This is a genomic window from Allosediminivita pacifica, assembly GCF_003054175.1.
Classification (GTDB): domain Bacteria; phylum Pseudomonadota; class Alphaproteobacteria; order Rhodobacterales; family Rhodobacteraceae; genus Allosediminivita; species Allosediminivita pacifica.
In genome coordinates, this window is sequence record NZ_QBKN01000004.1 from 142,057 (window position 1) to 162,694 (window position 20,638).

At 65.5% G+C, this 20,638-nt stretch carries 21 protein-coding genes; 9 read left to right on the plus strand and 12 right to left on the minus strand.

Going from position 1 to position 20,638, the window contains the following annotated elements; all coding sequences use genetic code 11:
- Positions 1-59: 59 nt before the first annotated feature.
- Together C8N44_RS04535 and C8N44_RS04540 are read right to left on the minus strand one after the other, a co-directional pair.
- The gene (locus C8N44_RS04535; RefSeq protein WP_107974983.1) at positions 60-2,588 is read right to left on the minus strand and encodes an ABC transporter permease; all 2,529 of its coding nucleotides are present in this window, start codon (positions 2,586-2,588) and stop codon (positions 60-62) included.
- Positions 2,585-3,277: an ABC transporter ATP-binding protein gene (locus tag C8N44_RS04540; RefSeq protein ID WP_107974984.1), complete on the minus strand. Its 693-nt coding sequence runs from the start codon at positions 3,275-3,277 to the stop codon at positions 2,585-2,587. The genes C8N44_RS04535 and C8N44_RS04540 overlap by 4 nt, the downstream gene beginning before the upstream one ends.
- A 17-nt stretch (positions 3,278-3,294) precedes the next feature.
- On the opposite strand from C8N44_RS04540, the gene C8N44_RS04545 reads away from it, so the two are divergent.
- On the plus strand, positions 3,295-3,966 hold the full coding sequence (locus C8N44_RS04545) for an arylesterase (RefSeq protein WP_107974985.1): 672 nt from the start codon (positions 3,295-3,297) through the stop codon (positions 3,964-3,966).
- 33 nt (positions 3,967-3,999) lie between these two features.
- On the opposite strand, the gene C8N44_RS04550 is transcribed toward C8N44_RS04545, so the two are convergent.
- From C8N44_RS04550 to C8N44_RS04570, 5 genes are all read right to left on the minus strand, one after another.
- Complete coding sequence (locus C8N44_RS04550; RefSeq protein ID WP_107974986.1) at positions 4,000-4,197, minus strand: hypothetical protein; 198 nt, start codon at positions 4,195-4,197, stop codon at positions 4,000-4,002.
- Between the two features lie 210 nt (positions 4,198-4,407).
- On the minus strand, positions 4,408-4,956 hold the full coding sequence (locus C8N44_RS04555) for a L,D-transpeptidase (RefSeq protein WP_188758624.1): 549 nt from the start codon (positions 4,954-4,956) through the stop codon (positions 4,408-4,410).
- A gap of 117 nt (positions 4,957-5,073) precedes the next feature.
- On the minus strand, positions 5,074-5,556 hold the full coding sequence (locus C8N44_RS04560) for a MotE family protein (RefSeq protein ID WP_308421205.1): 483 nt from the start codon (positions 5,554-5,556) through the stop codon (positions 5,074-5,076).
- 196 nt (positions 5,557-5,752) lie between these two features.
- Complete coding sequence (locus tag C8N44_RS04565; RefSeq protein WP_107974988.1) at positions 5,753-6,133, minus strand: hypothetical protein; 381 nt, start codon at positions 6,131-6,133, stop codon at positions 5,753-5,755.
- An 11-nt stretch (positions 6,134-6,144) separates the two neighbouring features.
- Positions 6,145-6,657, minus strand: a complete 513-nt coding sequence (locus C8N44_RS04570) for a flagellar basal body-associated FliL family protein (RefSeq protein ID WP_107974989.1) — start codon at positions 6,655-6,657, stop codon at positions 6,145-6,147.
- Positions 6,658-6,797: 140 nt separating this feature from the next.
- Here C8N44_RS04570 and fliF point away from each other — a divergent pair, with 140 nt between their 5' ends.
- Genes fliF through fliP form a run of 4 tightly spaced genes read left to right on the plus strand, consistent with a single transcriptional unit; the run spans position 6,798 to position 10,055 of the window.
- On the plus strand, positions 6,798-8,441 hold the full coding sequence (gene fliF, locus C8N44_RS04575) for a flagellar basal-body MS-ring/collar protein FliF (RefSeq protein ID WP_107974990.1): 1,644 nt from the start codon (positions 6,798-6,800) through the stop codon (positions 8,439-8,441).
- The gene (locus C8N44_RS04580; RefSeq protein ID WP_107974991.1) at positions 8,438-9,049 is read left to right on the plus strand and encodes a FliH/SctL family protein; all 612 of its coding nucleotides are present in this window, start codon (positions 8,438-8,440) and stop codon (positions 9,047-9,049) included. The genes fliF and C8N44_RS04580 overlap by 4 nt, the downstream gene beginning before the upstream one ends.
- Positions 9,042-9,329 (plus strand): FliM/FliN family flagellar motor switch protein, encoded by a 288-nt coding sequence (locus C8N44_RS04585; RefSeq protein WP_107974992.1) that lies wholly within the window; start codon positions 9,042-9,044, stop codon positions 9,327-9,329. The genes C8N44_RS04580 and C8N44_RS04585 overlap by 8 nt, the downstream gene beginning before the upstream one ends.
- Positions 9,330-9,332: 3 nt before the next feature.
- A complete protein-coding gene (gene fliP / locus C8N44_RS04590; RefSeq protein ID WP_107974993.1) occupies positions 9,333-10,055 on the plus strand; it encodes a flagellar type III secretion system pore protein FliP in 723 nt (240 codons plus the stop codon).
- A gap of 26 nt (positions 10,056-10,081) precedes the next feature.
- Here the strand turns inward: fliP and C8N44_RS04595 are convergent, their stop codons facing one another.
- Together C8N44_RS04595 and ilvD are read right to left on the minus strand one after the other, a co-directional pair.
- Positions 10,082-10,996 carry a DMT family transporter gene (locus C8N44_RS04595; protein ID WP_107974994.1) on the minus strand — a complete coding sequence of 305 codons (915 nt, stop codon included), beginning with the start codon at positions 10,994-10,996 and terminating at the stop codon, positions 10,082-10,084.
- Positions 10,997-11,160: 164 nt separating this feature from the next.
- On the minus strand, positions 11,161-12,924 hold the full coding sequence (gene ilvD / locus C8N44_RS04600; RefSeq protein ID WP_107974995.1) for a dihydroxy-acid dehydratase: 1,764 nt from the start codon (positions 12,922-12,924) through the stop codon (positions 11,161-11,163).
- Positions 12,925-13,120: 196 nt separating this feature from the next.
- Between ilvD and C8N44_RS04605 the strand changes: the two genes are divergently transcribed.
- From C8N44_RS04605 to C8N44_RS04615, 3 genes are read left to right on the plus strand one after another with little or no spacing between them, the layout of a single operon-like run.
- Positions 13,121-14,023: a CPBP family intramembrane glutamic endopeptidase gene (locus C8N44_RS04605; protein ID WP_107974996.1), complete on the plus strand. Its 903-nt coding sequence runs from the start codon at positions 13,121-13,123 to the stop codon at positions 14,021-14,023.
- 57 nt (positions 14,024-14,080) lie between these two features.
- Positions 14,081-15,049, plus strand: coding sequence for an acetyl-CoA carboxylase, carboxyltransferase subunit beta (gene accD / locus C8N44_RS04610; RefSeq protein WP_107974997.1), 969 nt, complete (start codon positions 14,081-14,083; stop codon positions 15,047-15,049).
- A complete protein-coding gene (locus C8N44_RS04615; protein ID WP_107974998.1) occupies positions 15,046-16,320 on the plus strand; it encodes a bifunctional folylpolyglutamate synthase/dihydrofolate synthase in 1,275 nt (424 codons plus the stop codon). Before accD ends, C8N44_RS04615 begins: the two co-directional genes overlap by 4 nt.
- 288 nt (positions 16,321-16,608) lie before the next feature.
- Here C8N44_RS04615 and zapE read toward each other — a convergent pair whose 3' ends face one another.
- Positions 16,609-17,679 carry a cell division protein ZapE gene (gene zapE, locus C8N44_RS04620; protein ID WP_107975068.1) on the minus strand — a complete coding sequence of 357 codons (1,071 nt, stop codon included), beginning with the start codon at positions 17,677-17,679 and terminating at the stop codon, positions 16,609-16,611.
- A 140-nt stretch (positions 17,680-17,819) separates the two neighbouring features.
- Between zapE and C8N44_RS04625 the strand changes: the two genes are divergently transcribed.
- Positions 17,820-19,067: an MFS transporter gene (locus tag C8N44_RS04625; protein WP_107974999.1), complete on the plus strand. Its 1,248-nt coding sequence runs from the start codon at positions 17,820-17,822 to the stop codon at positions 19,065-19,067.
- Here C8N44_RS04625 and C8N44_RS04630 read toward each other — a convergent pair.
- Together C8N44_RS04630 and C8N44_RS04635 are read right to left on the minus strand one after the other, a co-directional pair.
- Positions 19,064-19,966: an ornithine cyclodeaminase family protein gene (locus C8N44_RS04630; protein WP_107975000.1), complete on the minus strand. Its 903-nt coding sequence runs from the start codon at positions 19,964-19,966 to the stop codon at positions 19,064-19,066. The two genes, C8N44_RS04625 and C8N44_RS04630, sit on opposite strands and share 4 nt — an antisense overlap.
- Positions 19,963-20,583: an HAD-IA family hydrolase gene (locus tag C8N44_RS04635; RefSeq protein ID WP_107975001.1), complete on the minus strand. Its 621-nt coding sequence runs from the start codon at positions 20,581-20,583 to the stop codon at positions 19,963-19,965. The genes C8N44_RS04630 and C8N44_RS04635 overlap by 4 nt, the downstream gene beginning before the upstream one ends.
- Between the last annotated feature and the right edge of the window lie 55 nt (positions 20,584-20,638).

Below are 20,638 nucleotides of genomic sequence, written 5' to 3' on the forward strand. Positions count from 1 at the left end.
TTGGCAAGCGTCAGGGGTTGCCCGGTCCATGCCACCCGCGACATGGGCGTTCAAGATGACTATTCGCGTGCGCGCAAAACCCGCGCAGGACGTGCCGCCAGCGGGCGCCATGCAAAGCCAAGCCCCGCCACAAGCGTTGCCAGCACCCCGCCCGCGACGATGCCGACGGCAGATGGCCAGATCACGGAAAACGACGTCTCCATGACGAAGGTCGCGACCGCCCACCCTCCGGCGATACCGGCGGCCAGCGCCACGACACCGGCGCCCGCGCCCAGGAGCGCCGAGCGCAACGCGAAGCTCTGCAGGATGCGGGCGCGCGTGGCCCCCAGCGTCTTGAGAAGGGCCGCCTCGTAGGTCCGCGCCCCCTCGCCCGCCGCGGCTGCGCCGACCAGCACGAGGAAGCCTGTCAGCAGCGTCGCAGCCGCCCCCCAGCGCACCGCAGCGGCGATTCCGTCCAGAAGCTCGGAGACGCGGCCGATGGCATCGCGCACGCCGATGGCCGTGATGTTGGGATACATGTCCGCGACATCGCGCAGGATCGCGGCCTCGTCATCGGCATCCGCGTAGACGGTGGAGATCCAGGTGTGAGGGGCGCCTTCCAACGCCGCGGGGTTCATCGTCATCACAAAGCCGATACCGGCGGTCGAGAAATCGACCTCGCGAAAGCTGGTGATTGTCGCCGTGATGTCGCGCCCGAGGATGTTCACGGTGATCTCGTCCCCCAGCTGCAGACCCATTTCCGCGGCCTCTTCGGCCGCGAAGCTGATCTGCGGCGCGCCGGTGTAATCCTCGGGCCACCATGTGCCCGCTGTCACGGTCGTGCGGTCATCCGGTGTCGCGGCATAGGTGACGCCCCTGTCGCCGTTCAGCACCCAGTGGTCGCCCACAACTTCGCTCGCCGACTGCCCGTTGATCCGTGTGATGATGCCGCGCAGCATGGGGGCGCTGTCGATCCGGCTGACCGCCGGATCGGTTTCCAGCCGGTCGAGGACCCCCGGCATCTGGTCGTTCTGGATGTCGACGAAGAAATACGACGGCGCCACCTCAGGAAGGTCACGCTGGATCGCCTGCCGCAGGTTGCCGTCGATCTGACCGATTGCCGCCAGCACCGAAAGGCCCAGACCCAGCGACAGCACCACAGAACCGCCGCCCTCGCGCGCACCACCGATCGCCGACAGCGCCCACCGCAAGGCCGGCCGCCCGCCCGCCACCCGCGTGGTCCGCCCGGCAAGGGCCTGCAGGCCCTTCGCGGCAATGACGAGAACCGCAAGCGCAGCCACAATCCCCGCCGCCGTCCAGAGCGCAAGCTGCGGACTGCCAGAGAAGACGGCCGCCGCCCCGATCAGCAGCGCCGCCAGTACAAGCGTCGCGGCCACGTATCGGGGTGCGGGAAACGTCCGGGCCCCGGCAAGCGCATCGCGGAAAAGCGTCGCCGCACGCACCTCTTCCGCCCGCGCCAGCGGCCAGAGCGTGAAGATCAGCGCCGTGAGCACGCCATAGAGCGCCGCCTCGGCCAGGGGTGCTGGATGCAGGGAAAAGACCGCCGGCACCGGCAGGGCGGCGTTGATGAAGGGCCCGAAGAGGATCGGAACCGCAGCGCCAAGGATCAGCCCAAGCAGGATGCCGACAACGGACAGCACGCCGATCTGGATGAAATAGGTGGCGAAGATCACGCCGCGCGTTGCACCCAGCGTGCGCAGCGTCGCGATGACCGGTGTCTTGCGCGACAGGTAGGCCCGCACCGCCGCCGAGACGCCGACCCCGCCGACCGCCAGCCCCGACAGCCCGACAAGCACCAGGAAGCTCGCCAGCCGTTCGACGAAGGTCTCGATCCCCGGCGCGCCGTTGCGGGCGTCGCGCCAGCGGATCCCGGTATCTTCGAAGCGCGCCATGGCGTCGCGCTCCAGTGCGGCCAGATCGGTTCCGGGGGGCAGCGTCATGCGGTACTGAGTCTCGAACAGCGATCCGGGCGCAAGCAGCCCCGAGCCCTGCAGCGCCTCGGTCGTGACGATGGTCCGGGGGCCAAGCGCGAAGCCCGCGCCGGCGTCGTCGGGTTCGGCCGCGATGCGCGCGGAAAGGACGAAGTCCTGCGAGCCCAGCCGGAACCGGTCCCCCGGCCGAAGCGCGAGCCGATTGGCGAGCAACGAAGCCATGACCGCCCCCGGCAGCCCGTCGCGTCCCGCAAGGGCCTCGCTCAGCGGCATTTCTGGCTCCAGCCTGACCTGCCCAAGCAATGGATAGGCGGCGTCGACGGATTTCACCTGCGTCAAGCCCCGCTCGGTCTGCCCGTCGCGCTCGACCACGGCCATGGAGCGGAAATCCGTGACCTCCGACACCTCCTGCGAGACGCTTTCGAGCCAGTCGCGCTCGGCGTCGCTGGCAAAGCGATATGTGAACTCCGCCTGCGCGTCGCCGCCCAGAAGGACGGCGCCCTGCTCGGCCAGGCCGGTCTGGATTGCCGACCGGACGGAACCGACCCCGGCGATCGCTGCCACCCCGAGCGCGAGGCAGGCCAGAAAGATCCGGAAGCCGCGCAGCCCGCCGCGCAGTTCGCGCCGGGCCAGGACCGCGGCGGTGCGCAGGCTCATTCGGCGGCCCTCGCCTGATCCGTATCCACCCGTCCATCCCGAAGCCGCAGCACACGGTCACAGCGTGCAGCCAGCTCGGGAGCGTGGGTCACAAGAACAAGCGTCGTTCCCGTCCTTGCCGACATGCCAAAAAGCAAGTCCACCACCGCCGCGCCATTGGCTTCGTCGAGGTTGCCGGTCGGTTCATCCGCAAGCAGGATGTCTGGTCGCGGCGCCAGCGCGCGGGCGAGCGCAACGCGCTGCTGCTCGCCACCCGAAAGCTGACCGGGATAGTGATCCGCGCGATGGGCAAGCCCCACGGACTCGAGTTCGACCCCAGCCCGCTCGAAGGCATCGCGCACACCGGCAAGCTCGAGCGGGGTCGCGACGTTTTCAAGGGCGGTCATCGTCGGAATGAGGTGAAACGACTGGAAGACCACGCCCATATGATCTCGCCGAAAGCGGGCAAGAGCATCCTCGCCCAGCGCGCTCAGGTCATGGCCCAGAGCGTCCACGCGGCCGGTCGTGGCGCGCTCCAGCCCGCCCATGATCATGAGCAGGGAAGACTTTCCCGATCCGGAGGGTCCCACAAGCCCCAGACGCTCTCCCCGGCGCACGTCGAGTGAAACCCCGTGCAGGATCTCGACGGGTCCGGCATTGCCGTCGAGCCTGAGGGTGACATCTTTGAGGGAAAGAACCGTATCGGTCATTAGGGAAGGGTCCGGGCATGAAGCATCGAAAGACATATGGAGCGCTGCGTCGGGGCAGCAAGATTGCCCTGCTCACGCTGGGGCTTTGGGCCGCACCCGCGCTAGCCGAGCAGGTGGATATCCTGGCGCTCGGCGACAGCCTGACCCAAGGCTACGGGCTTCCGGAACAAGACGGATTCGTGCGTCGCCTAGAGACTTGGCTACGTGAACGCAATCACGATGTGGCGATCGTGAACGCCGGTGTCTCGGGCGACACCACGGCCGGAGGATTGTCGCGCGTTGAATGGTCGCTCACGCCCGAGATCGACGCGATGATCCTGGCGCTCGGCGCAAACGATATGCTGAGAGGACTCGATCCGGAGGTCGCGCGCGGAAACCTGGAGGGCATTCTCGAAGTGGCTCAGCTGCAGAATACTCCCGTACTTCTGATCGGCATCGAAGCGCCGGGGAACTACGGGGCCGACTACAAGCAGGCCTTCGATGCGATCTATCCGGACTTGGCTGAGGAATACGAAACGCTCTATCTGGACAGCTTCTTCGCGGGTCTCCGAGAAAACGGCGCGCTTCCCGACGATCTGTCCCAGTTCGTCCAGGCAGACGGACTGCACCCCAATCCGACCGGCGTGGAACGGATCGTGGAGGGCGTCGGACCGAAAGTGGAAGAGTTGATCGACAAGCTGGACCACTAGGTCCGGCGGGTCACGAGTTCGGGTCTGCTGCCCTCACACCCCTTCACCTGCCACGTCGTTACCCCCGGAGGAATAGGCAACGAAGGCCACCGAAAGGAGCGACATCGTGAGCGAGGCAGCGATGTAAAGTCCGAAGGCCGAGAACAGCGACATCTGACCGGTGATCCAGCCGGCGAACCCGGCGCCGAAACCAAGAAGGCTTCCGCCCAAAAAGATGATGATCGTTGCCATGGTCGTCTCCCACCACTTCGATGAAAGAAGACATAGCGCCCCACTTGGCCTTGAATCGGGCTCAATTAAGGCAGTGACTGCCTAATTTCCCTAAGAATTGGTAGAGAAATCGCGCGCTCAGGCCAAATGCGCGCCCCTCCGCCCTTCCGTTGGCGGGTTCAGAACGCCTCGGACAGACAAATGGGGCGATCCACCGCCCAGATTCGAAGCTTAGATGACTGTCACCTTTGCGCCCACCGGCACACGTTCGTAAAGGTCAATGACGTGATCATTGATCATCCTGATGCAGCCGTTCGAGACGGAACGGCCAATCGAACTTGGCTGCGTCGTGCCGTGGATCCGGAAGTAGGTGTCACGCCCATTCTGGAAAAGATAAAGCGCACGCGCACCAAGCGGGTTACCGGGTCCGCCGGGCTGGACATAGTCGTTGTCCACGAACTCGGCGTAGGCTTGCGGCTCGCGCTCGATCATCTCGTTGGTCGGGCGCCAAGTCGGCCACTTCTTCTTCGCGCCAATCTTGGCTTCGCCGGTGAACGCAAGTCCCGCTTTGCCGACGCCCACGCCATAACGACGCGCCTCGCCGGGTGCCGTGATGAAGTAAAGCAAGTGGGCGCGTGGCAAGATCAGGATCTGGCCCGCCTCCATATCGCGCTTCATGCCAACGGTCTGCGGTTGGAAGACAGGATCAAGTTCGTACGCCAGCGCGGGCGTCGCAAGGCTTGCGGCCGCGGCAGCAAAGAAGGTTCGCCGGTCGATCATGAAAAATCCCCGTTTCAGCGCGTGGAAGCGTTTTGGTTATTCCCCGCCCGGGCGCAAAAATCAACTCGCGCCAGGCTTTCAGTAGGATAACGATCCTACAGGCGTGGTGTTCCTGCCCTATTGCCGCGGCGCGTTGGCGTTTCGGCCCGCAACGATTACGCTGATGGTGTAGGCGGTTTCCGGCGTCAGTCCCGCGAGGATCGCGGCGGCCGCATCCGGCGGCATTCTTCCCAGAAACCCAGCCGCGAACTCCGGGTCCATCGTTTCGAACAGTGCAGCGGCCTGCTTGGGCTTCATCGAGGCATAGACATCGGTGAGGCGCGCCACGTCGTCCTCTGCTGCGGTTCGCGCAGTCGCTAGAGTCGCCCGCAGGCTGGCTTCGGCTTCCTCGAGACGCGCGAGCTTTCGATCGATTTCGCTTTCGGCGACCGAGAGCGCCTGCATCCGCACGTCGATTTCCTCTTCCAGCGTGGCCACCCGTGCCTCTCGCGCCTTCAGCGCTTCGATCATCGGACGAAGATCTTCCTCCGAAACGTAGACCTGGTTCGCCGCAGCGCCTTGCTCGCCCCCCATTCCGGAACCGGAAGCCGTCTCCTCCACGGAATGTTCTTCTTCGGGGGTTGCGCCTCGTTAGCCGCCATTGCATCGCTTGCACCAACCGCAATCCGCAGTGTGGCCGACGCGAGAAGCAATCCGCCGATCAGCGCGAGGACACCACCGCCGCGCCGAATCGAACGACGCACACGTGGCTTCTTCCCGGAAGTTTTTGCAGTTGTCTTGGTCTTCTTGAACGCCATCACGCGGCCCCCCGTCCGGCATGCCGCATGAAGACGGTATCCCCCTCCGTTCTCGGACGTACGGTCTCTTCCGGTTTCGGACGCGTTGCCTCGTCCTTCGGCAAGCCGTGCATCGAGGCAAGGTGAAGCTCGAGTCGCTTCGCCGTTTCCTCGGCGCGCATGGTGAGGTCCGCCAGCGATTCGCTCGATTCGCCGGCTGTCTTCTGCGCTTCGGCAAGCGTGCGGGTCAGGTCGTCCACCTGGGCAGACAGCACCGCCACGGCACCGCCCACCCCGTTTTCGAGATCGGTGAAACGCGTCAGCCGGCGAGACAGGACGAAACAGTAGAAACCCGCCCCCAGCGCACCCGCGGCAAGCAGGATATCGGCAATCAGATCCATTCCCATCCCTTTCAGTTCAGTACAAATTCGGTCACGAGCAGGTCGCGCACGCGCCCCTCACCGGCCACCAGCTGGATCCGGCGCAGTAGCTGCGCACGCAGGCGGATGAGCGCGCCCGGCGCCTCGATATCCCGCGATTCGAGCGCCCGGAGGTATGAGTTCATCACGTCCTGGACCCGCGGCAGGATCCGCTCGACGTCGGCCTGCGCGCTTCCCGGCACCTCCAGACTCGCCCGGAAACGGAGGTGCGCCGCCTGCGCACCGGGCCCGAGAGAAATGACCATCGGCGGGATCTCGATGAACGCGACATCGCCCAAAGGTGTCATGGGCTCGGCCGGTGCCTCGGGACTTTCGTCGGCGTGCTCTGCGGAATCGCCACCGCCGCCAAGCCCCAGAAGACCCGACGATACCGCGAAAAAGCCCCCGCCCGCCCCCGCAAGTGCAAGCACGACGCCAATGATTAGGGGCAACTTGGACGGCTTCGCGGGCGCGGCCCCTTCCTCGTCGACAGTGGTATCAGTCATTCCACAGCCTCTTCGATGGATCCCGGCCGCACCCTTCTGGCCGACCAGGGGTGACCATATGCAAAAGGGGCTAACTGATTGTTAAGTCTGATAGGTCAGTGTCCGGCCAACCGAACAGAACGTTTGGACGGAGGCCGGTGGTGGAGCAAATTACCTCAGTTTGGACAGCGCTCAGCGTGCGACAGCGGATCGTGGTTCTTGCCGCGACCGTGGCCACGGTGCTGTCTGTGTTCTTTCTTGCGCGCCTGGCGTCCACGCCCAGCATGTCGCTGCTCTATGCAGGCCTGGAAAACGGCGCGGCCGGCGAGGTGGTGCAGGCGCTGGAGGCGCGCGGCATTCCCTACGAGGTCAACGGTGGCGCCATCCTCGTGCCCGATTCGCAGCGCGACAGCCTGCGCCTGACGCTGGCCAGCGAAGGCCTGCCCGCGAACTCCAACCAGGGCTACGAACTGCTCGACAGTCTGTCCGGATTCGGCACCACATCGCAGATGTTCGACGCCGCCTATTGGCGGGCCAAGGAAGGTGAACTTGCGCGCACCATCGTGTCGAACCCGAACATCTCGAGCGCACGGGTGCATATCGCGAACTCCAGCGCCAATCCCTTTCAGCGCGATGTCACGCCCACGGCTTCGATCTCGGTGTCCACTTCCGGCGGGGAGCTTTCCGTCCAGCAAGCACGCGCGCTGAAGTACCTCGTGGCGTCTGCCGTACCGGGCCTTGTCCCCGAAGACGTTGCGGTGATCGACGGGCGTGGTGGCCTCATCGCCAGCGAGAGCGAAAACAGCGCGGGTCCCACCGCCGAAGACAGGGCCGTGGGTCTGCGCGAGCGCGTGCAACGGCTGGTCGAGGCCCGCGTCGGCAGTGGCAATGCGGTGGTCGAAGTCAGCGTCGAGACGGTCACCGATCGCGAATCGATCCGCGAACGCCGGTTCGACCCGCAGGAACGCGTGGTCATTTCCACCGACACCGAGGAAAGCAGCGAGACCTCACAGGAGACCGGCGGCGGCGACGTCACGGTGGCCTCGAACCTCCCCGACGGCGCGGCCGGCGGTGGCGGGGACTCCTCCCAATCTCAAAGCTCCGAAACGCGCGAACGGGTCAATTTCGAGGTTTCCGAAACCACCCGGGAGGTCACCCGGATGCCAGGGGCAGTCCGACGCCAGACCGTCGCCGTCCTCGTCAACGGCAGCTATCAGGAGGGCCCGGACGGCGAACAGCAGTTCGTCCCGGTCCCCGATGAGGAGCTTGCAGCGCTGCGTGATCTCGTGGCCTCGGCGGTGGGTTTCGACGAGGCGCGCGGGGACCAGATCACCATCCGCTCCCTGCCCTTCGAGCGTCCGGAAGGGCTCGGAACCGGGCCGATCTCTCCCGGCCTCTTCACCGGGACGATCGACACGATGCGCCTGATCCAGATGGCGATCCTCGCGGTCGTCGCACTGATCCTTGGCATGTTCGTGGTGCGGCCGATCCTTGCCGCGCCGGGCGCCGCAGCACTGCCGGCCCCAGCCGGGGATGGCGAGGATGGCTACGATGGCATGGGCGGCACGGCACTCGACGGGGAAATCGAACCCGCCGGCGGCTTCGGCGATCTGCCGATGCTGACCGACGGACCCGACTTCGGAGGAATGGGAATGGTCGACTTCGATTCGCCGATCGGCGGCACAGGGACGGACGGCGACCCGGTCGAACGGCTGCGCAACCTCATCGAGGAGCGCAAGTCGGAAACCGTGGAGATCCTGCGCAGCTGGCTTGAAGACGATCCCGAGAAGGAGAAGGCCCAATGACCGCCCTGCGCCAGTTTCTCGAGGATTTCGAGGCACCTGCCGCGAAACCCCGTCCTGCGCCGGAAGAGCCCGGCATCGGCGTGGCCCAGCTCGAGGCAGAGAAACTCGAAGCCTACGAAAACGGCTATCGCGCCGGCTGGGACGATGCCGTGAAGGCCCAGACGGAAGAGAGCAGCCGCATCTCCAGCGCGCTGGCCCAGAACCTCCAGGACCTCTCCTTCACCTACAACGAGGCCTATTCCCAGGTGATGAATGCGATGGCCCCCCTGCTTGAGGAAATGGTCAGTGCCTTGCTGCCAGGTCTGACCCGCGAAGCGCTCGGAGCACAGGTGCTCGAACAGTTGCTCGGCACCGCGCGCGAGGTCGGGTCCGTGGGTGTGGTCATCGCGGTGGCTCCCGGCGTCTCCGAGAGCGTCGCCCCTCTACTGGAACAGGACTTCGGCTTCCCGGTGACGCTGCAAGAGGACGACACCCTTACCGAGGGCCAGGCCGACCTTCGCTTTGGCGAGACCGAGCGACAGATCGATCTCTCCGAAGCGCTCGAGACCATCACGGAGTCCGTCCGCGGCTTCGTTCACGACAACCGGAGGATGACGGCTCATGGATGACTTCGACAAAGGCCAGGCCGGCGAAACGGCCTCCGTCTTCACCTCTGTCCCGATCGAGATCACGGTTTCGGTGGGCCGGGCAAGGCCGCTGGTACGCGACCTGCTGCAGCTGACCAACGGATCGGTGCTCACACTCGACAAGCGCCTCGAGGATCCGGTCGAGCTCTACGTGGGCGACAGGCTGATCGCCATCGGGGCGCTCGAGGTGATCGAGGGCGACGAGCAAGGACGCCTTGCCGTCAGGGTGACCGAGGTGGCCGACCTGCAGACACCGGCCTGACAAATGATCCGGATCGCGCTTGCGGCGTTCTTCCTGCTGTTGCCCGTCGCGGCATCGGCGCAGTCGATCTCGGTCGACCTGGGCGAAGGCGGATCGGTGACCGGCACGAGCATTCAGCTCATCGCGCTCATCACCCTGCTGAGCCTCGCGCCCGGCATCGCGATCATGATCACCTGCTTCCCGTTCCTCGTGACGGTGCTGTCGATCCTGCGCCAGGCGATCGGCCTGCAACAGTCGCCGCCCAACATGCTGATCGTGAGCCTCGCGCTGTTCCTGACCTACTTCGTGATGGAGCCCGTCTTCACGCAGGCCTGGCAGAACGGTCTCCAGCCGCTCATCGATGAACGGATCGCGGTCGAGGATGCGATACCCGCCACGCTCGCCCCGTTCCGCGATTTCATGGCGGGCCGCACAGACCCTGCCACGTTCGAGGCCATGGCGGATCTTCGGCCTGACGCCGAGGGCCTGACGCTCGCGCCCGACGCGCCGCTTTCGGTCCTCGTGCCGAGCTTCATGCTGTCGGAAATTGCGCGCGCCTTTCAGGTCGGCTTTCTGATCTTCCTGCCCTTCCTGATCATCGACCTCGTCGTCGCGGCCGTGCTGATGTCGATGGGCATGATGATGGTGCCGCCCGCGATCGTCTCGCTGCCGTTCAAGCTTGCCTTCTTCGTGATCGCGGACGGCTGGTCGCTTCTCGCGGGCGCACTGGTTCGCAGCTATTTCTGAGGCACCGATTTGAAGGACAAGTGCCGCTATCCGTTCGGTGTCATGTTCGGACGCGCCCGTCCGCGCTGCAGCCCCAACTGCCGTTCGCGCCAGACGATGGCGCCTCCCGCGGACATGACCACGGACGACCCGAGCAGGACCATCGTCGTCGGGACCTCATCGAAGACCGTGTAGCCGATCAGGATCGCAAAGAGGAGCGAGGCATAGTCGAAGGGCGCCAGCACAGCCGCCTCCGCATGTCGATAGGCGGTCGTCAGCAGGATCTGACCGAAACCGCCGATCAGCCCTGCCATGATCAGGCACAACAGGATCTGGGCCGACGGCACCTGCCAGCCGAAGGGCAAGGTGAACAGGGACAGGACGGTCGCCGTCATCGAGAACCAGAAGACGATGGCCGAGGTCTGCTCGGTCGCGACAAGTCTGCGGACATGCACCTGCGCCAGCGCACGCATTGCAGCCGAGACCATCATGAGCGCGACACCCATCGTTGCCGCCTGGTCGAGGTTGTCCACCGAGATGCGGGGCCAGAGCACGATCAGCACCCCGACCAGCCCGACCAGAACCGCGGAAATCCTGAAAGCGCGGAGCCGTTCGCCCAAGAGCAGAGCCGCCAGAAGGACCGTCATCAATGGCGCGGCGTAACCCAGTGCCGTCACCTCGGGCAGAGGCAGCAGGCCGAGTGCCGCAAAGCCGCAGCCCATCGCCGTGACGCCCACGACCCCGCGCCAGACATGCCCCATCGGCCAGTCGGTGTGAAAGCCGGTGCGCAACTCGCCCCGAAAGAAGAGCCAAGCGACAATCACCGGCATGGCAAAGAAAGACCGGAAGAAAACCGCCTCTCCCGGCGGCACTTCGGAGGAGCTGGCCTTGATCAGGGCGGACATCACGGTGAACAGCAGAATTGCGCTCGTCTTGAACGCGATGCCGCGCAGGGGGTGCATGGAAGATCCTTCGTGGTTGCAGGCAAACTGGCCCGCCCCGCAGGGAAGGTCAATCGCAGGCGCTCACCCACCGGCGGAATTACGGCTCGCGCCATCGAATGCAAATCGCCGCCACCCCGGAGGATGGCGGCGATCACATTAACGGAATTCGACGCGTCTGCGCCTCAGAGATCCGCGTAGACGTGCTTTTCGGCCTGGCCGCCGGGGTGCGTCACTGCACCTTTGTAGGTCGCACCGACAAGCTGGGCATATTTCCACAGCGCGCCCGAGGCATAGATGGTCTCGCGCGGGCCGGCCCATTCCTTCTTGCGCGCGGCAAGCTCTTCGTCGCTCAGCTCGACGGAAAGCTCGCCCGTGACGGCGTTGATCGTGATGACATCGCCGGTCTTCACGAAGGCAATCGGACCGCCCAGCGCCGCTTCGGGACCGACGTGGCCGACACAGAAGCCGCGCGTGGCCCCCGAGAAGCGGCCATCGGTGATCAGCGCGACCTTCTTGCCCATGCCCTGGCCCGAAAGCGCAGCGGTGGTGGCCAGCATCTCGCGCATGCCGGGGCCACCGGCGGGACCCTCGTTGCGGATGACGATCACTTCGCCTTCCTCGTAGGCACGGTCCTTGACCGCCTCGAAGGCCTCTTCCTCGCATTCGAAGACGCGCGCCGGTCCGGTGAAAACCTGCCCCTCGGCCGGGATGCCCGCGACCTTCACGATGGCGCCTTCAGGGGCGAGGTTGCCCTTGAGGCCGACAACACCGCCGGTCTTGGTGATCGGGTTCGAGATCGAGTGGATAACCTTGCCGTCCGCCTCGCGGTCGATCAGATCGAGCTCTTCGCCGATGCTGCGACCACTGGCAGTGATACAGTCTTCGTGGATAAGCCCCGCCTTGCGAAGCTCCTTCATGACAACCGGGATGCCACCGGCGTCGAACAGGTCCTTGGCAACATGCGCGCCGCCGGGCTTGAGGTCGACGAAGTAAGGAGTCTCGCGGAAGATATCGCAGACGTCCTCGAGGAAGAAGTCGATCCCCGCCTCGTGGGCGATGGCGGGCAAATGCAGGCCCGCGTTGGTCGAACCGCCGGTACAGGCCACGACGCGCGCGGCGTTTTCCAGAGACTTGCGGGTGACCACGTCACGCGCGCGGATGTTCTTCTCGATCAGATCCATGACGGCGCGGCCCGAGGCCTCGCCGTACTGATCACGGCTCTCGTAAGGGGCCGGCATGCCGGAGGAGTTCATCAGCGCAAGCCCGATCGCCTCGGACACGCAGGCCATGGTGTTGGCGGTGAACTGGCCACCGCAAGCGCCCGCACTTGGGCAGGCCACACGCTCGAGCATGGCAAGCGCCGCGTCGGAAAGCTCGCCGTTCTGGTGGCGGCCGACCGCCTCGAACATATCCTGCACGGTGAGGTCACGGGTCCGGAAATCCTCGGGGATCTCGTCGAGCTGCGGCGCCTTGCCCGGCAGGATCGAGCCGCCGTAGATGAAGACCGACGGCACGTTCAGCCGCACCATGGCCATCATCATGCCCGGCAGCGACTTGTCGCAGCCGGCCAGACCGACGATTGCGTCGTAGCAGTGGCCGCGCATCGTCAGTTCGACCGTGTCGGCAATCGCCTCGCGCGATGCGAGCGAGGAGCGCATGCCCTCGTGGCCCATGGCGATGCCGTCGGTCACGGTGATCGTCGTGAACTCGCGCGGGGTGCCGAAGCCCTGCTTCACGCCGCCCTTGACCGCCTGCGCCTGACGGCTCAGCGCGATGTTGCAGGGCGCGGCCTCGTTCCAGCAGGTCGCCACGCCCACCAGCGGCTGGTGGATCTCTTCCTCGGTCATGCCCATGGCATGGTAGTACGACCGGTGCGGCGCCCGCGCCGGGCCCTCTGTCACGTGGCGGCTGGGAAGCTTGGTCTTGTCGAACGGACGCTTGAGCATCGCGGGGATCCTTCCGGGCTTTTCGTCGGGTCTAGCCGAGCAGACCTTGCCAGACAAGCGGATCGGACAGGACGCTGCGCCGCACGCCACTCCAGAGCAACAAGCTTGCGCCATGACCTGATCAAGTCGTCCGAAAGTGCTCATCCAGGCAAAGCGTCATTTGACAGCGGCCCCGGCGCGCAGCACTAACGCCGACATGCCCAAGCGCGACCCCTATGCCCCCCACCGCATCCTGGTGGCCACTGCCGACGGGCAATCGGCCCTCTGGCGGCTGGCATTGGGTGTGTTGCTTGCACTAGCAGTCACGTTCGGACTGGGCCGTTCGGTTTTTGCCATCGCGCGCCTCGCGCTCGACGAACAGACCTATCTTTCCTTCACGCAGACGCTGTCGCAGGCCGACACGCCGCTGACGCTGCTGATCCTCCTTCTCAGCACGGGGTTTCTCGGCATCGGCACGCTGGTTGCAGCCGAGCTTCTACACCGCCGGAGCGGCGTCTCGCTGCTGGGACCGTTGCCCTTGCTGAAATCGCAGTTCCTCCGCGTCCTCGTCGCGCTTGTCGGGCTGCAACTGGCGATCACCCTCCTGCCGCCATGGCCCTTCGCAAGCGTTCTCATTCCCGGCCTTCCACTCTCGACCTGGCTGGCCTTCCTGCCGCTGACCCTTGTCACGCTGCTACTGCAGACCGGCGCGGAGGAGCTGTTCTTTCGCGGCTACCTGCAATCGCAGCTTGCCGCGCGCCTCCACGCTCCGGCGATCTGGATGGGCGTTCCTTCGGCATTCTTCGCAGCGGCGCACTACGCGCCCGGCCTCTATGGCGACAGCGCAATGCTCGTGGTGCTTTGGGCCTTTCTCTTCGGTCTGGCGGCGGCCGACCTGACGGCGCGGTCGGGCTCGCTCGGCCCTGCCATCGCGCTACATTTCGTGAACAACTTTGCCGCTGTCGCGGTGACATCCATGCAGGGCGACATGTCTGCGCTCGCGCTTTACCAGCTTCCCTTCGGCCCCGGTGATGCCGAGATGCTGCGCGCTCAGCTTCCCATCGACCTCGGCGCGCTCGCCGTCGGATGGCTTGCAGCGAGACTCGTCCTGCGCGCCTGATTGCAAATCATCGCCACGTGGCTTACGTCAGCGCCCAATCCAAGGGACGCCGCCGATATGAACTGGATCACCAACTACGTCCGCCCGCGCATCAACTCGATCTTCTCGCGGCGCGAAATCCCCGAGAACCTCTGGTCGAAGTGCGACAGCTGCGGAACGATGCTGTTTCACCGCGAAATCAGCGACAACCTGAATGTCTGCACCAACTGCGGGCATCACATGAACATTACGCCGCGCGACCGTTTCCATGCGCTGTTCGACGGCGGGGTTTTTTCCGAGATCAGCGTTCCCGAACCGGTCAATGACCCGCTGCACTTCCGCGATCAGAAGCGATATCCGGAACGGATGCGCGCCGCGCAGAAGGCGACCGGTGAAAAGGAAGCGATGCTCGTCGCCCGTGGCGAGATCGGCCGCACGCCCATCGTGGCCGCCGCGCAGGACTTCACCTTCATGGCCGGGTCCATGGGCATGTACGTGGGCAACGCCATCATCGCCGGGATCGAGGAAGCGGTCCGCCTGGGACGGCCCTTCGTGCTGTTTTCGGCGGCAGGCGGCGCACGCATGCAGGAAGGCATCCTCAGCCTGATGCAGATGCCGCGCAGCACGGTCGCCATCCAGATGCTGCGCGAAGCCGGGCTGCCCTACATCGTGGTCCTCACGCACCCGACGACCGGCGGCGTGACCGCGTCCTACGCGATGCTGGGCGACGTCCAGATCGCCGAGCCGGGCTCGCTGATCTGCTTCGCTGGCCCCCGCGTGATCGAACAGACCATCCGCGAAAAGCTGCCCGAAGGCTTCCAGCGTGCCGAGTACCTGCTCGAGCACGGGATGCTCGACCGCGTGACCGACCGCCGCGAATTGCGCGAGGAGCTTATCGTCATCCTGCGGATGCTGATGCAGCTGCCGCCCGCCACGTGGGGGGACCTGCCGCCACCGGGACCGGAAGAGCTGCCGGAAGATGGCGCCGCAGACCAGGTGCAAGCTGCCCCCAATCCGGCACTTGAAGACGCGCCCCGCAAGGAATGAGCGGCGAGAGCTCGGACGTCATCCTCGAAAGGATGATGTCCCTTCACCCGAAGATCATCGACCTGACGCTGGACCGAGTCTGGCGGCTGCTCGACGCGCTCGATCACCCAGAACAGCAACTCCCGCCCGTGATCCATGTGGCCGGGACGAACGGCAAGGGGTCGACGCAGGCCATGATCCGGGCCGGGCTCGAAGGCGCCGGGCACCGCTGCCATGCCTATACCTCGCCGCATCTCGCGCGTTTTCACGAGAGGATCCGCCTTGCAGGTGAGCTAATCTCGGAAGAGCATTTGACCCGCCTTCTCGACGACTGCTGGCAGGCCAACAATCACGAGCCGATCACCTATTTCGAGATCACCACCGTGGCCGCGCTGCTTGCCTTTGCGCTGACCGAGGCAGATTTCACGCTGCTGGAAGTGGGGCTCGGCGGGCGGCTCGACGCGACCAACGTGGTCGAACGCCCGGCGCTGTCCATCATTACCCCGGTCTCGATGGATCACGAGCAATATCTCGGCGGCTCCCTCGATGCGATCGCGGGCGAGAAGGCCGGCATTCTCAAGCGTGGCGTGACCTGCATTGTCTCGCGGCAGGACGATACCGCGCTGGAGGTCATCGAACGGCAGGCCGCGCGCGTGGGCGCGCCCTTGCTGATCCACGGGCAGCACTGGCACGTCGGCACCGAACACGGGCGGCTCGTCTATCAGGACGAGCATGGCCTACTTGACCTGCCGCTGCCCAACCTGCCCGGCGCGCACCAGATCGACAACGCCGGCGCGGCGATTGCCGCCCTGCGCCACCTGGGCCAGCCAGACGCCGCCTTCGAGGCGGCCGTCACCCGCGCCTTCTGGCCCGGCCGGCTTCAGCGGCTGCGCGAGGGACCGCTTGCTAAGGCCGCGCCCGACGCCGAGATATGGCTCGACGGCGGACACAACCCCGCGGCGGGTGAGGCGCTTGCAAAGCACCTCGCCTCGCTTCCCGCGCGTCCCACCCACCTCGTCTGCGGCATGCTCGGCACCAAGGATGCCAGCGGTTTTCTCACACCGCTTGCCAAGGTGACCGACCACCTCACCGCGCTCTCCATTCCCGGCGAGGTCAGCTCGATGACGGCAGAAGAGCTGGCAGAGGCCGCGCGCGGCTGCGGCATTACCGCGGACACCGCCGCCAGCCCCGTCGAAGCTTTCTCGGAGATCGCTGGCAGGGAACCGCAAGCGCGCATTCTGATCTGCGGATCGCTCTACCTTGCCGGGCATATCCTTCGAATGCGCGGATAAACGGCAGCCCATCTCGCGCGGAATTCGATTCGCCTCGCGACGGATAGTTCGCGACACTATATGTTGACGCTAGGGGTTTATTCCTCTACAAGTTGAGTTGTGGATCCAGCCACAGACTTACCTCGACATAGCCAAGATCCCCGGACTTCAGGGGCTTCCATCAGACGCCCCGAACCAAGATTCGTGCCGCGACACCAGTCGGCACAGCCTCCAAGACAACGACAGGCAGAAGACCCAAGCGAGAGCAGTTTCTAGGGCCCCACCCGGGGCCCTTTTTTTGAACTTCGCTCAGTCCCCGTCCGACGAAACGCCCCAGCTCTCGCTCTGCATTTCGCGAAGCCGGCTCGCGGTACGCTCGAACTCGAAAGCCCCCCGTCCCTCCACATAGAGGCTTTCCGGCTCGTCCGCAGCGCTTGCGATCAGGCGAACCTTCGCCTCGTAGAGCGCATCGACAAGCGTCACGAAGCGCTTGGCCTCGTTGAAGTTGCTCCGTCCCAGCCGAGGAATGTTTTCGAGCAGCAGCACACGCACCGCTTCTGCCAGCGCAAGGTAGTCCCCCGGCCCCAGCGCGGCACCGCACAGATCGTAGAACGAGGCCCGCGCCACCCCATTGTGATAGCGCGGCAGCGTCACTTCGCGTCCCTTCACGCGCAGCGTCAGCGTGTCTTCCTCGCCGTGGGTCAGCTCCTGCCAGATCCGGTCCATGTCCGCCCGTGCCTCGGCGTTGGCAGGGGCAAAGTAGACCTGGCTTCCGGACAGGCGGTCCTGCCGGTGGTCCCGCTCGCTCGCCAGCTCGTGCACGACAAGCCGCTCCTTGATGAGCTCGATGAAAGGCAGGAAAAGCTCGCGATTGAGGCCGTCCTTGTAGAGATCGTCGGGAACGCGGTTCGACGTCGTGACCACCACGCAGCCGGCGTCGAAGAGACGCTCGAAGAAGCGCCCGACGATCATCGCGTCGGCGATGTCCGTGATCTGCATCTCGTCGAAGGCGAGCACCTTGATGCTGTCCGAGACATCCTTTGCGACCGGCTTGATCGGGTCCTCGTGGCCCTTCTCGCGCAGCTTGTGGATCTCTCCCTGCACCTCCTGCATGAAGGCATGGAAATGCACCCGGCGGGCAGGCACCTTGAGGCTTTCGACGAAGAGATCCATCAGCATGGACTTTCCGCGCCCCACGCCCCCCCAGATATAGAGCCCCTTCGGCGGCTCGGGCGCCTTTCGGAAAAGACCTTTCTTCCGCGGCTTGGAGAGCTCGGACCGGATACGCTCGAACTCCGGCAGCGCCTCTTCCTGCGCGGGATCCCGCGTCAGGCGGCCTTCTTCGAGACGGGCTTCGTAGAGATCAGATACGCTTGGCATGCCCGTGCATACCGAGGCCCGAAAGCAATGCCTAGGGGCCACGCGTGCCGTATCACGGTCGTTGATGGCAAGGCCCAAGAACATGCATTTGATCTTTGCTGTGAGGATGACGCAAATGGGCAGGACGCCGAGGAACCACCATGCCCCGCACAACGCCCCTTTTCACGCCGGTCCTGATCGGCGGCTGCCTGATCATCCTCGTGGGCTTTGCCGTCCGGTCGAGCTTTGGCGTCTTCCAGATCCCGATCGCCGAGGAATTCGGCTGGCTGCGCTCCGAGTTCTCGCTGGCCATCGCGATCCAGAACCTGGCTTGGGGCATCGGGCAGCCGATCTTCGGCGCCATCGCGGAACGCATCGGGGACCGACGGGCCATCGTGCTCGGCGCAGTGACCTACGCGGCGGGCCTTGTGCTGTCGAGCTTTGCCGTCACGCCCGCCGCCCACCATATCTACGAGGTCCTCGTAGGCTTTGGCATCGCCGGCACGGGTTTTGGGGTCATTCTTGCCGTGGTCGGACGCGCATCCAGCGACGCGAACCGGTCGATGAGCCTTGCCATCGCGACCGCCGCGGGCAGCTCGGGCCAGATCGTGGGCCCGCCCGTGGCCGAGGCGCTGCTGTCGGTCATGTCCTGGCAGTCGGTCTTCCTCGTCTTCGCGGCAACGGTGCTGGCGGTCATTCTCGTCCTGCCGCTGATGCGCGCGCCCGAACCCGCGACCAAGGCCGAACTCCAGGAAAGCATGGGAACGATCCTGGGGCGGGCCGCCCGCGATCCGTCCTTCACGCTGATCTTCGTCGGCTTCTTCAGCTGCGGCTACCAGCTCGCCTTCATCACCGCGCATTTCCCCGCCTTCGTGACCGAGCTGTGCGGCCCCATTGCGCCCGGCGGCGTCCTGCACGGGCTCGGCATCACGACGACATCGGGGCTCGGGGCACTGGCCATCGCGATGATCGGTTTCTTCAACATACTGGGCACGCTCACGGCGGGCTGGGCCGGCAACCTGTTTCCGCGCAAGTACCTGCTCGCCGGCATCTACACGGGCCGCACCATCGCGGCGGCCCTGTTCATCGCGCTGCCAATCACGCCCGCATCAGTTCTGATCTTCTCGGCGGTGATGGGCGCGCTCTGGCTGGCGACGGTTCCACTGACCAGCGGGCTCATCGCGCATCTCTACGGGCTGCGCTACATGGGGACACTCTACGGGATCGTCTTCTTCAGCCACCAGCTCGGCGGCTTCATGGGGGTCTGGCTGGGCGGTCGGCTCTACGACCTTTACGGGAACTACACCGTCGTCTGGTGGATCGGCGTTGGCGTCGGCGCCTTCAGCGCCCTCGTCCATCTGCCGGTGCGCGAACGCCCCTCGCAGCTACGACCGGCTGCGGCGGCCTAACCCTCGAACCGGTCAAGAATGTAACGCGCCGTCATCAGGTCCAGATGCGCGCCGCCCCCGTTCTTGAAGAGCGTGATATCCTCGGGCGCGCGGGTGAACGCGGCAGGATCGTAGTAGTCCGCCACGATGTCGGACTTGGCGATGACGCCCTGATCTAGCGGGATCTTGATCTCGCCGATATGGCCCAGCGTCGTGTCGTAGCTGTCGACGAAGATCCGCGCCCGCTTCAGCGCCGCGTCGTCGGCCTCGCGCATATCCGGGCGATAGGCCCCGATCAGGTCGACATGCGTTCCCGGCGTCAGCCAATCGCCCCGGATCAGCGGCTCGGTGCTCATGGTGGCCGAGGTTACGATATCCGCAGCACCCACCGCCTCTTCCAGGTCCTCGGCCCAGGCGATGCCCAGATCCTCGGCAAAGCTGCGCGCGCGTTCCGTGGTGCGGTTCCAGACGGTGAACTCGGCGTCGGGGAAGGCGGCGGAATAGGCGGCGTGCAAGGAGGCCCCCACCGTTCCGGCGCCGACAATCAGGATCTTGCGGCTGTCCGGCCGCGCCAGACGCCGCGCGGCAAGGAGGCTGTCGCCGGCGGTCTTCCACTTCGTGACCAGATGGAAATCCACCACCGCCTCAAGCAGACCGGTCTCGTCCTCGAAAAGGTTCACCGCCCCGTTGACCCGGCCAAGCCCTCGATCCGGGTTACCGGGAAACACGGTCGCGGCCTTCACCGCAACGCCGAGCCCGTCGATCCAGGCCGACCGGTTCAGCAGGGTATCCTCGCCGCGGTAGATGAACAGGTCGCCGATCTCGGCCTTGGGGCGTTCATGCCCGGCGGCGAGCGCATCGGTCAGCCCGATCCAGTCGAGATTGGCCTCGCCCTGATCGAAGGGAATGATCTTGGTCATGCGGCCTCCTCCTCGGTCAGCAGGCCCTCGGCGACAAGGCGCGCGGCCCATTCTTGCGGTCCTTCGAACAGATGGGTTTGCCAGCCACGCGCGGCGGCGGCAGCGATATTGTCGGCCTTGTCGTCGGTGAACAGCAGGCGCTCCGGCGCGATGCCGCAGTCCGCCTCGACCATCTCGTAGATGCGCGCCTCGGGCTTGATCACCTTCATCTCGGCGGAGATGTAGTGCCGGTCGAATTCCTTCAGGAAAGGATAGGCGGGCTCTGCCACGGCCCAGGTCCCGATGCCGAAATTGGTCAGCGCGAAGACCGGGATGCCCTTGTCGCGCAAGGCTTTCTTCAGCCTGATCGAATGCGGAATCTCCGGCTGGGCAAGGTCCAGCCAGCGGTCATGCCAGTCGCGGATGGCGGCGCGCCACTTCGGGTTCCGCTCGGCACAGTCGTAGACGGTCTCGCGGAAATCGGCGCCCCGGTCGATCAGGTCGTTCATGCCGTGCAGGTCGACCTCGGCGAACATTTCACGCCGCTGGTCCTCGCCCAGAGTGGCATCGTAGTAGATCTCGGGCTGCCAGCGGATCAGCACGTTGCCGATGTCGAAGATCACCGCGTCGACGGCCATGGGCGCTTCCTTTCCTGATTGCGGGCGCAGCAAACGCCGCGCCCGCCGGATTGTA

Bases quoted from the DNA above. Each gene is read 5' to 3' on its own strand.
- C8N44_RS04535 (WP_107974983.1), bottom strand. From the start codon at position 2,588: ATGAGCCTGCGCACCGCCGCGGTCCTGGCCCGGCGCGAACTGCGCGGC.
- C8N44_RS04540 (WP_107974984.1), bottom strand. From the start codon at position 3,277: ATGACCGATACGGTTCTTTCCCTCAAAGATGTCACCCTCAGGCTCGAC.
- C8N44_RS04545 (WP_107974985.1), top strand. From the start codon at position 3,295: ATGAAGCATCGAAAGACATATGGAGCGCTGCGTCGGGGCAGCAAGATT.
- C8N44_RS04550 (WP_107974986.1), bottom strand. From the start codon at position 4,197: ATGGCAACGATCATCATCTTTTTGGGCGGAAGCCTTCTTGGTTTCGGC.
- C8N44_RS04555 (WP_188758624.1), bottom strand. From the start codon at position 4,956: ATGATCGACCGGCGAACCTTCTTTGCTGCCGCGGCCGCAAGCCTTGCG.
- C8N44_RS04565 (WP_107974988.1), bottom strand. From the start codon at position 6,133: ATGGATCTGATTGCCGATATCCTGCTTGCCGCGGGTGCGCTGGGGGCG.
- C8N44_RS04570 (WP_107974989.1), bottom strand. From the start codon at position 6,657: ATGACTGATACCACTGTCGACGAGGAAGGGGCCGCGCCCGCGAAGCCG.
- C8N44_RS04580 (WP_107974991.1), top strand. From the start codon at position 8,438: ATGACCGCCCTGCGCCAGTTTCTCGAGGATTTCGAGGCACCTGCCGCG.
- C8N44_RS04585 (WP_107974992.1), top strand. From the start codon at position 9,042: ATGGATGACTTCGACAAAGGCCAGGCCGGCGAAACGGCCTCCGTCTTC.
- fliP (WP_107974993.1), top strand. From the start codon at position 9,333: ATGATCCGGATCGCGCTTGCGGCGTTCTTCCTGCTGTTGCCCGTCGCG.
- C8N44_RS04595 (WP_107974994.1), bottom strand. From the start codon at position 10,996: ATGCACCCCCTGCGCGGCATCGCGTTCAAGACGAGCGCAATTCTGCTG.
- ilvD (WP_107974995.1), bottom strand. From the start codon at position 12,924: ATGCTCAAGCGTCCGTTCGACAAGACCAAGCTTCCCAGCCGCCACGTG.
- C8N44_RS04605 (WP_107974996.1), top strand. From the start codon at position 13,121: ATGCCCAAGCGCGACCCCTATGCCCCCCACCGCATCCTGGTGGCCACT.
- accD (WP_107974997.1), top strand. From the start codon at position 14,081: ATGAACTGGATCACCAACTACGTCCGCCCGCGCATCAACTCGATCTTC.
- C8N44_RS04615 (WP_107974998.1), top strand. From the start codon at position 15,046: ATGAGCGGCGAGAGCTCGGACGTCATCCTCGAAAGGATGATGTCCCTT.
- zapE (WP_107975068.1), bottom strand. From the start codon at position 17,679: ATGCCAAGCGTATCTGATCTCTACGAAGCCCGTCTCGAAGAAGGCCGC.
- C8N44_RS04625 (WP_107974999.1), top strand. From the start codon at position 17,820: ATGCCCCGCACAACGCCCCTTTTCACGCCGGTCCTGATCGGCGGCTGC.
- C8N44_RS04630 (WP_107975000.1), bottom strand. From the start codon at position 19,966: ATGACCAAGATCATTCCCTTCGATCAGGGCGAGGCCAATCTCGACTGG.
- C8N44_RS04635 (WP_107975001.1), bottom strand. From the start codon at position 20,583: ATGGCCGTCGACGCGGTGATCTTCGACATCGGCAACGTGCTGATCCGC.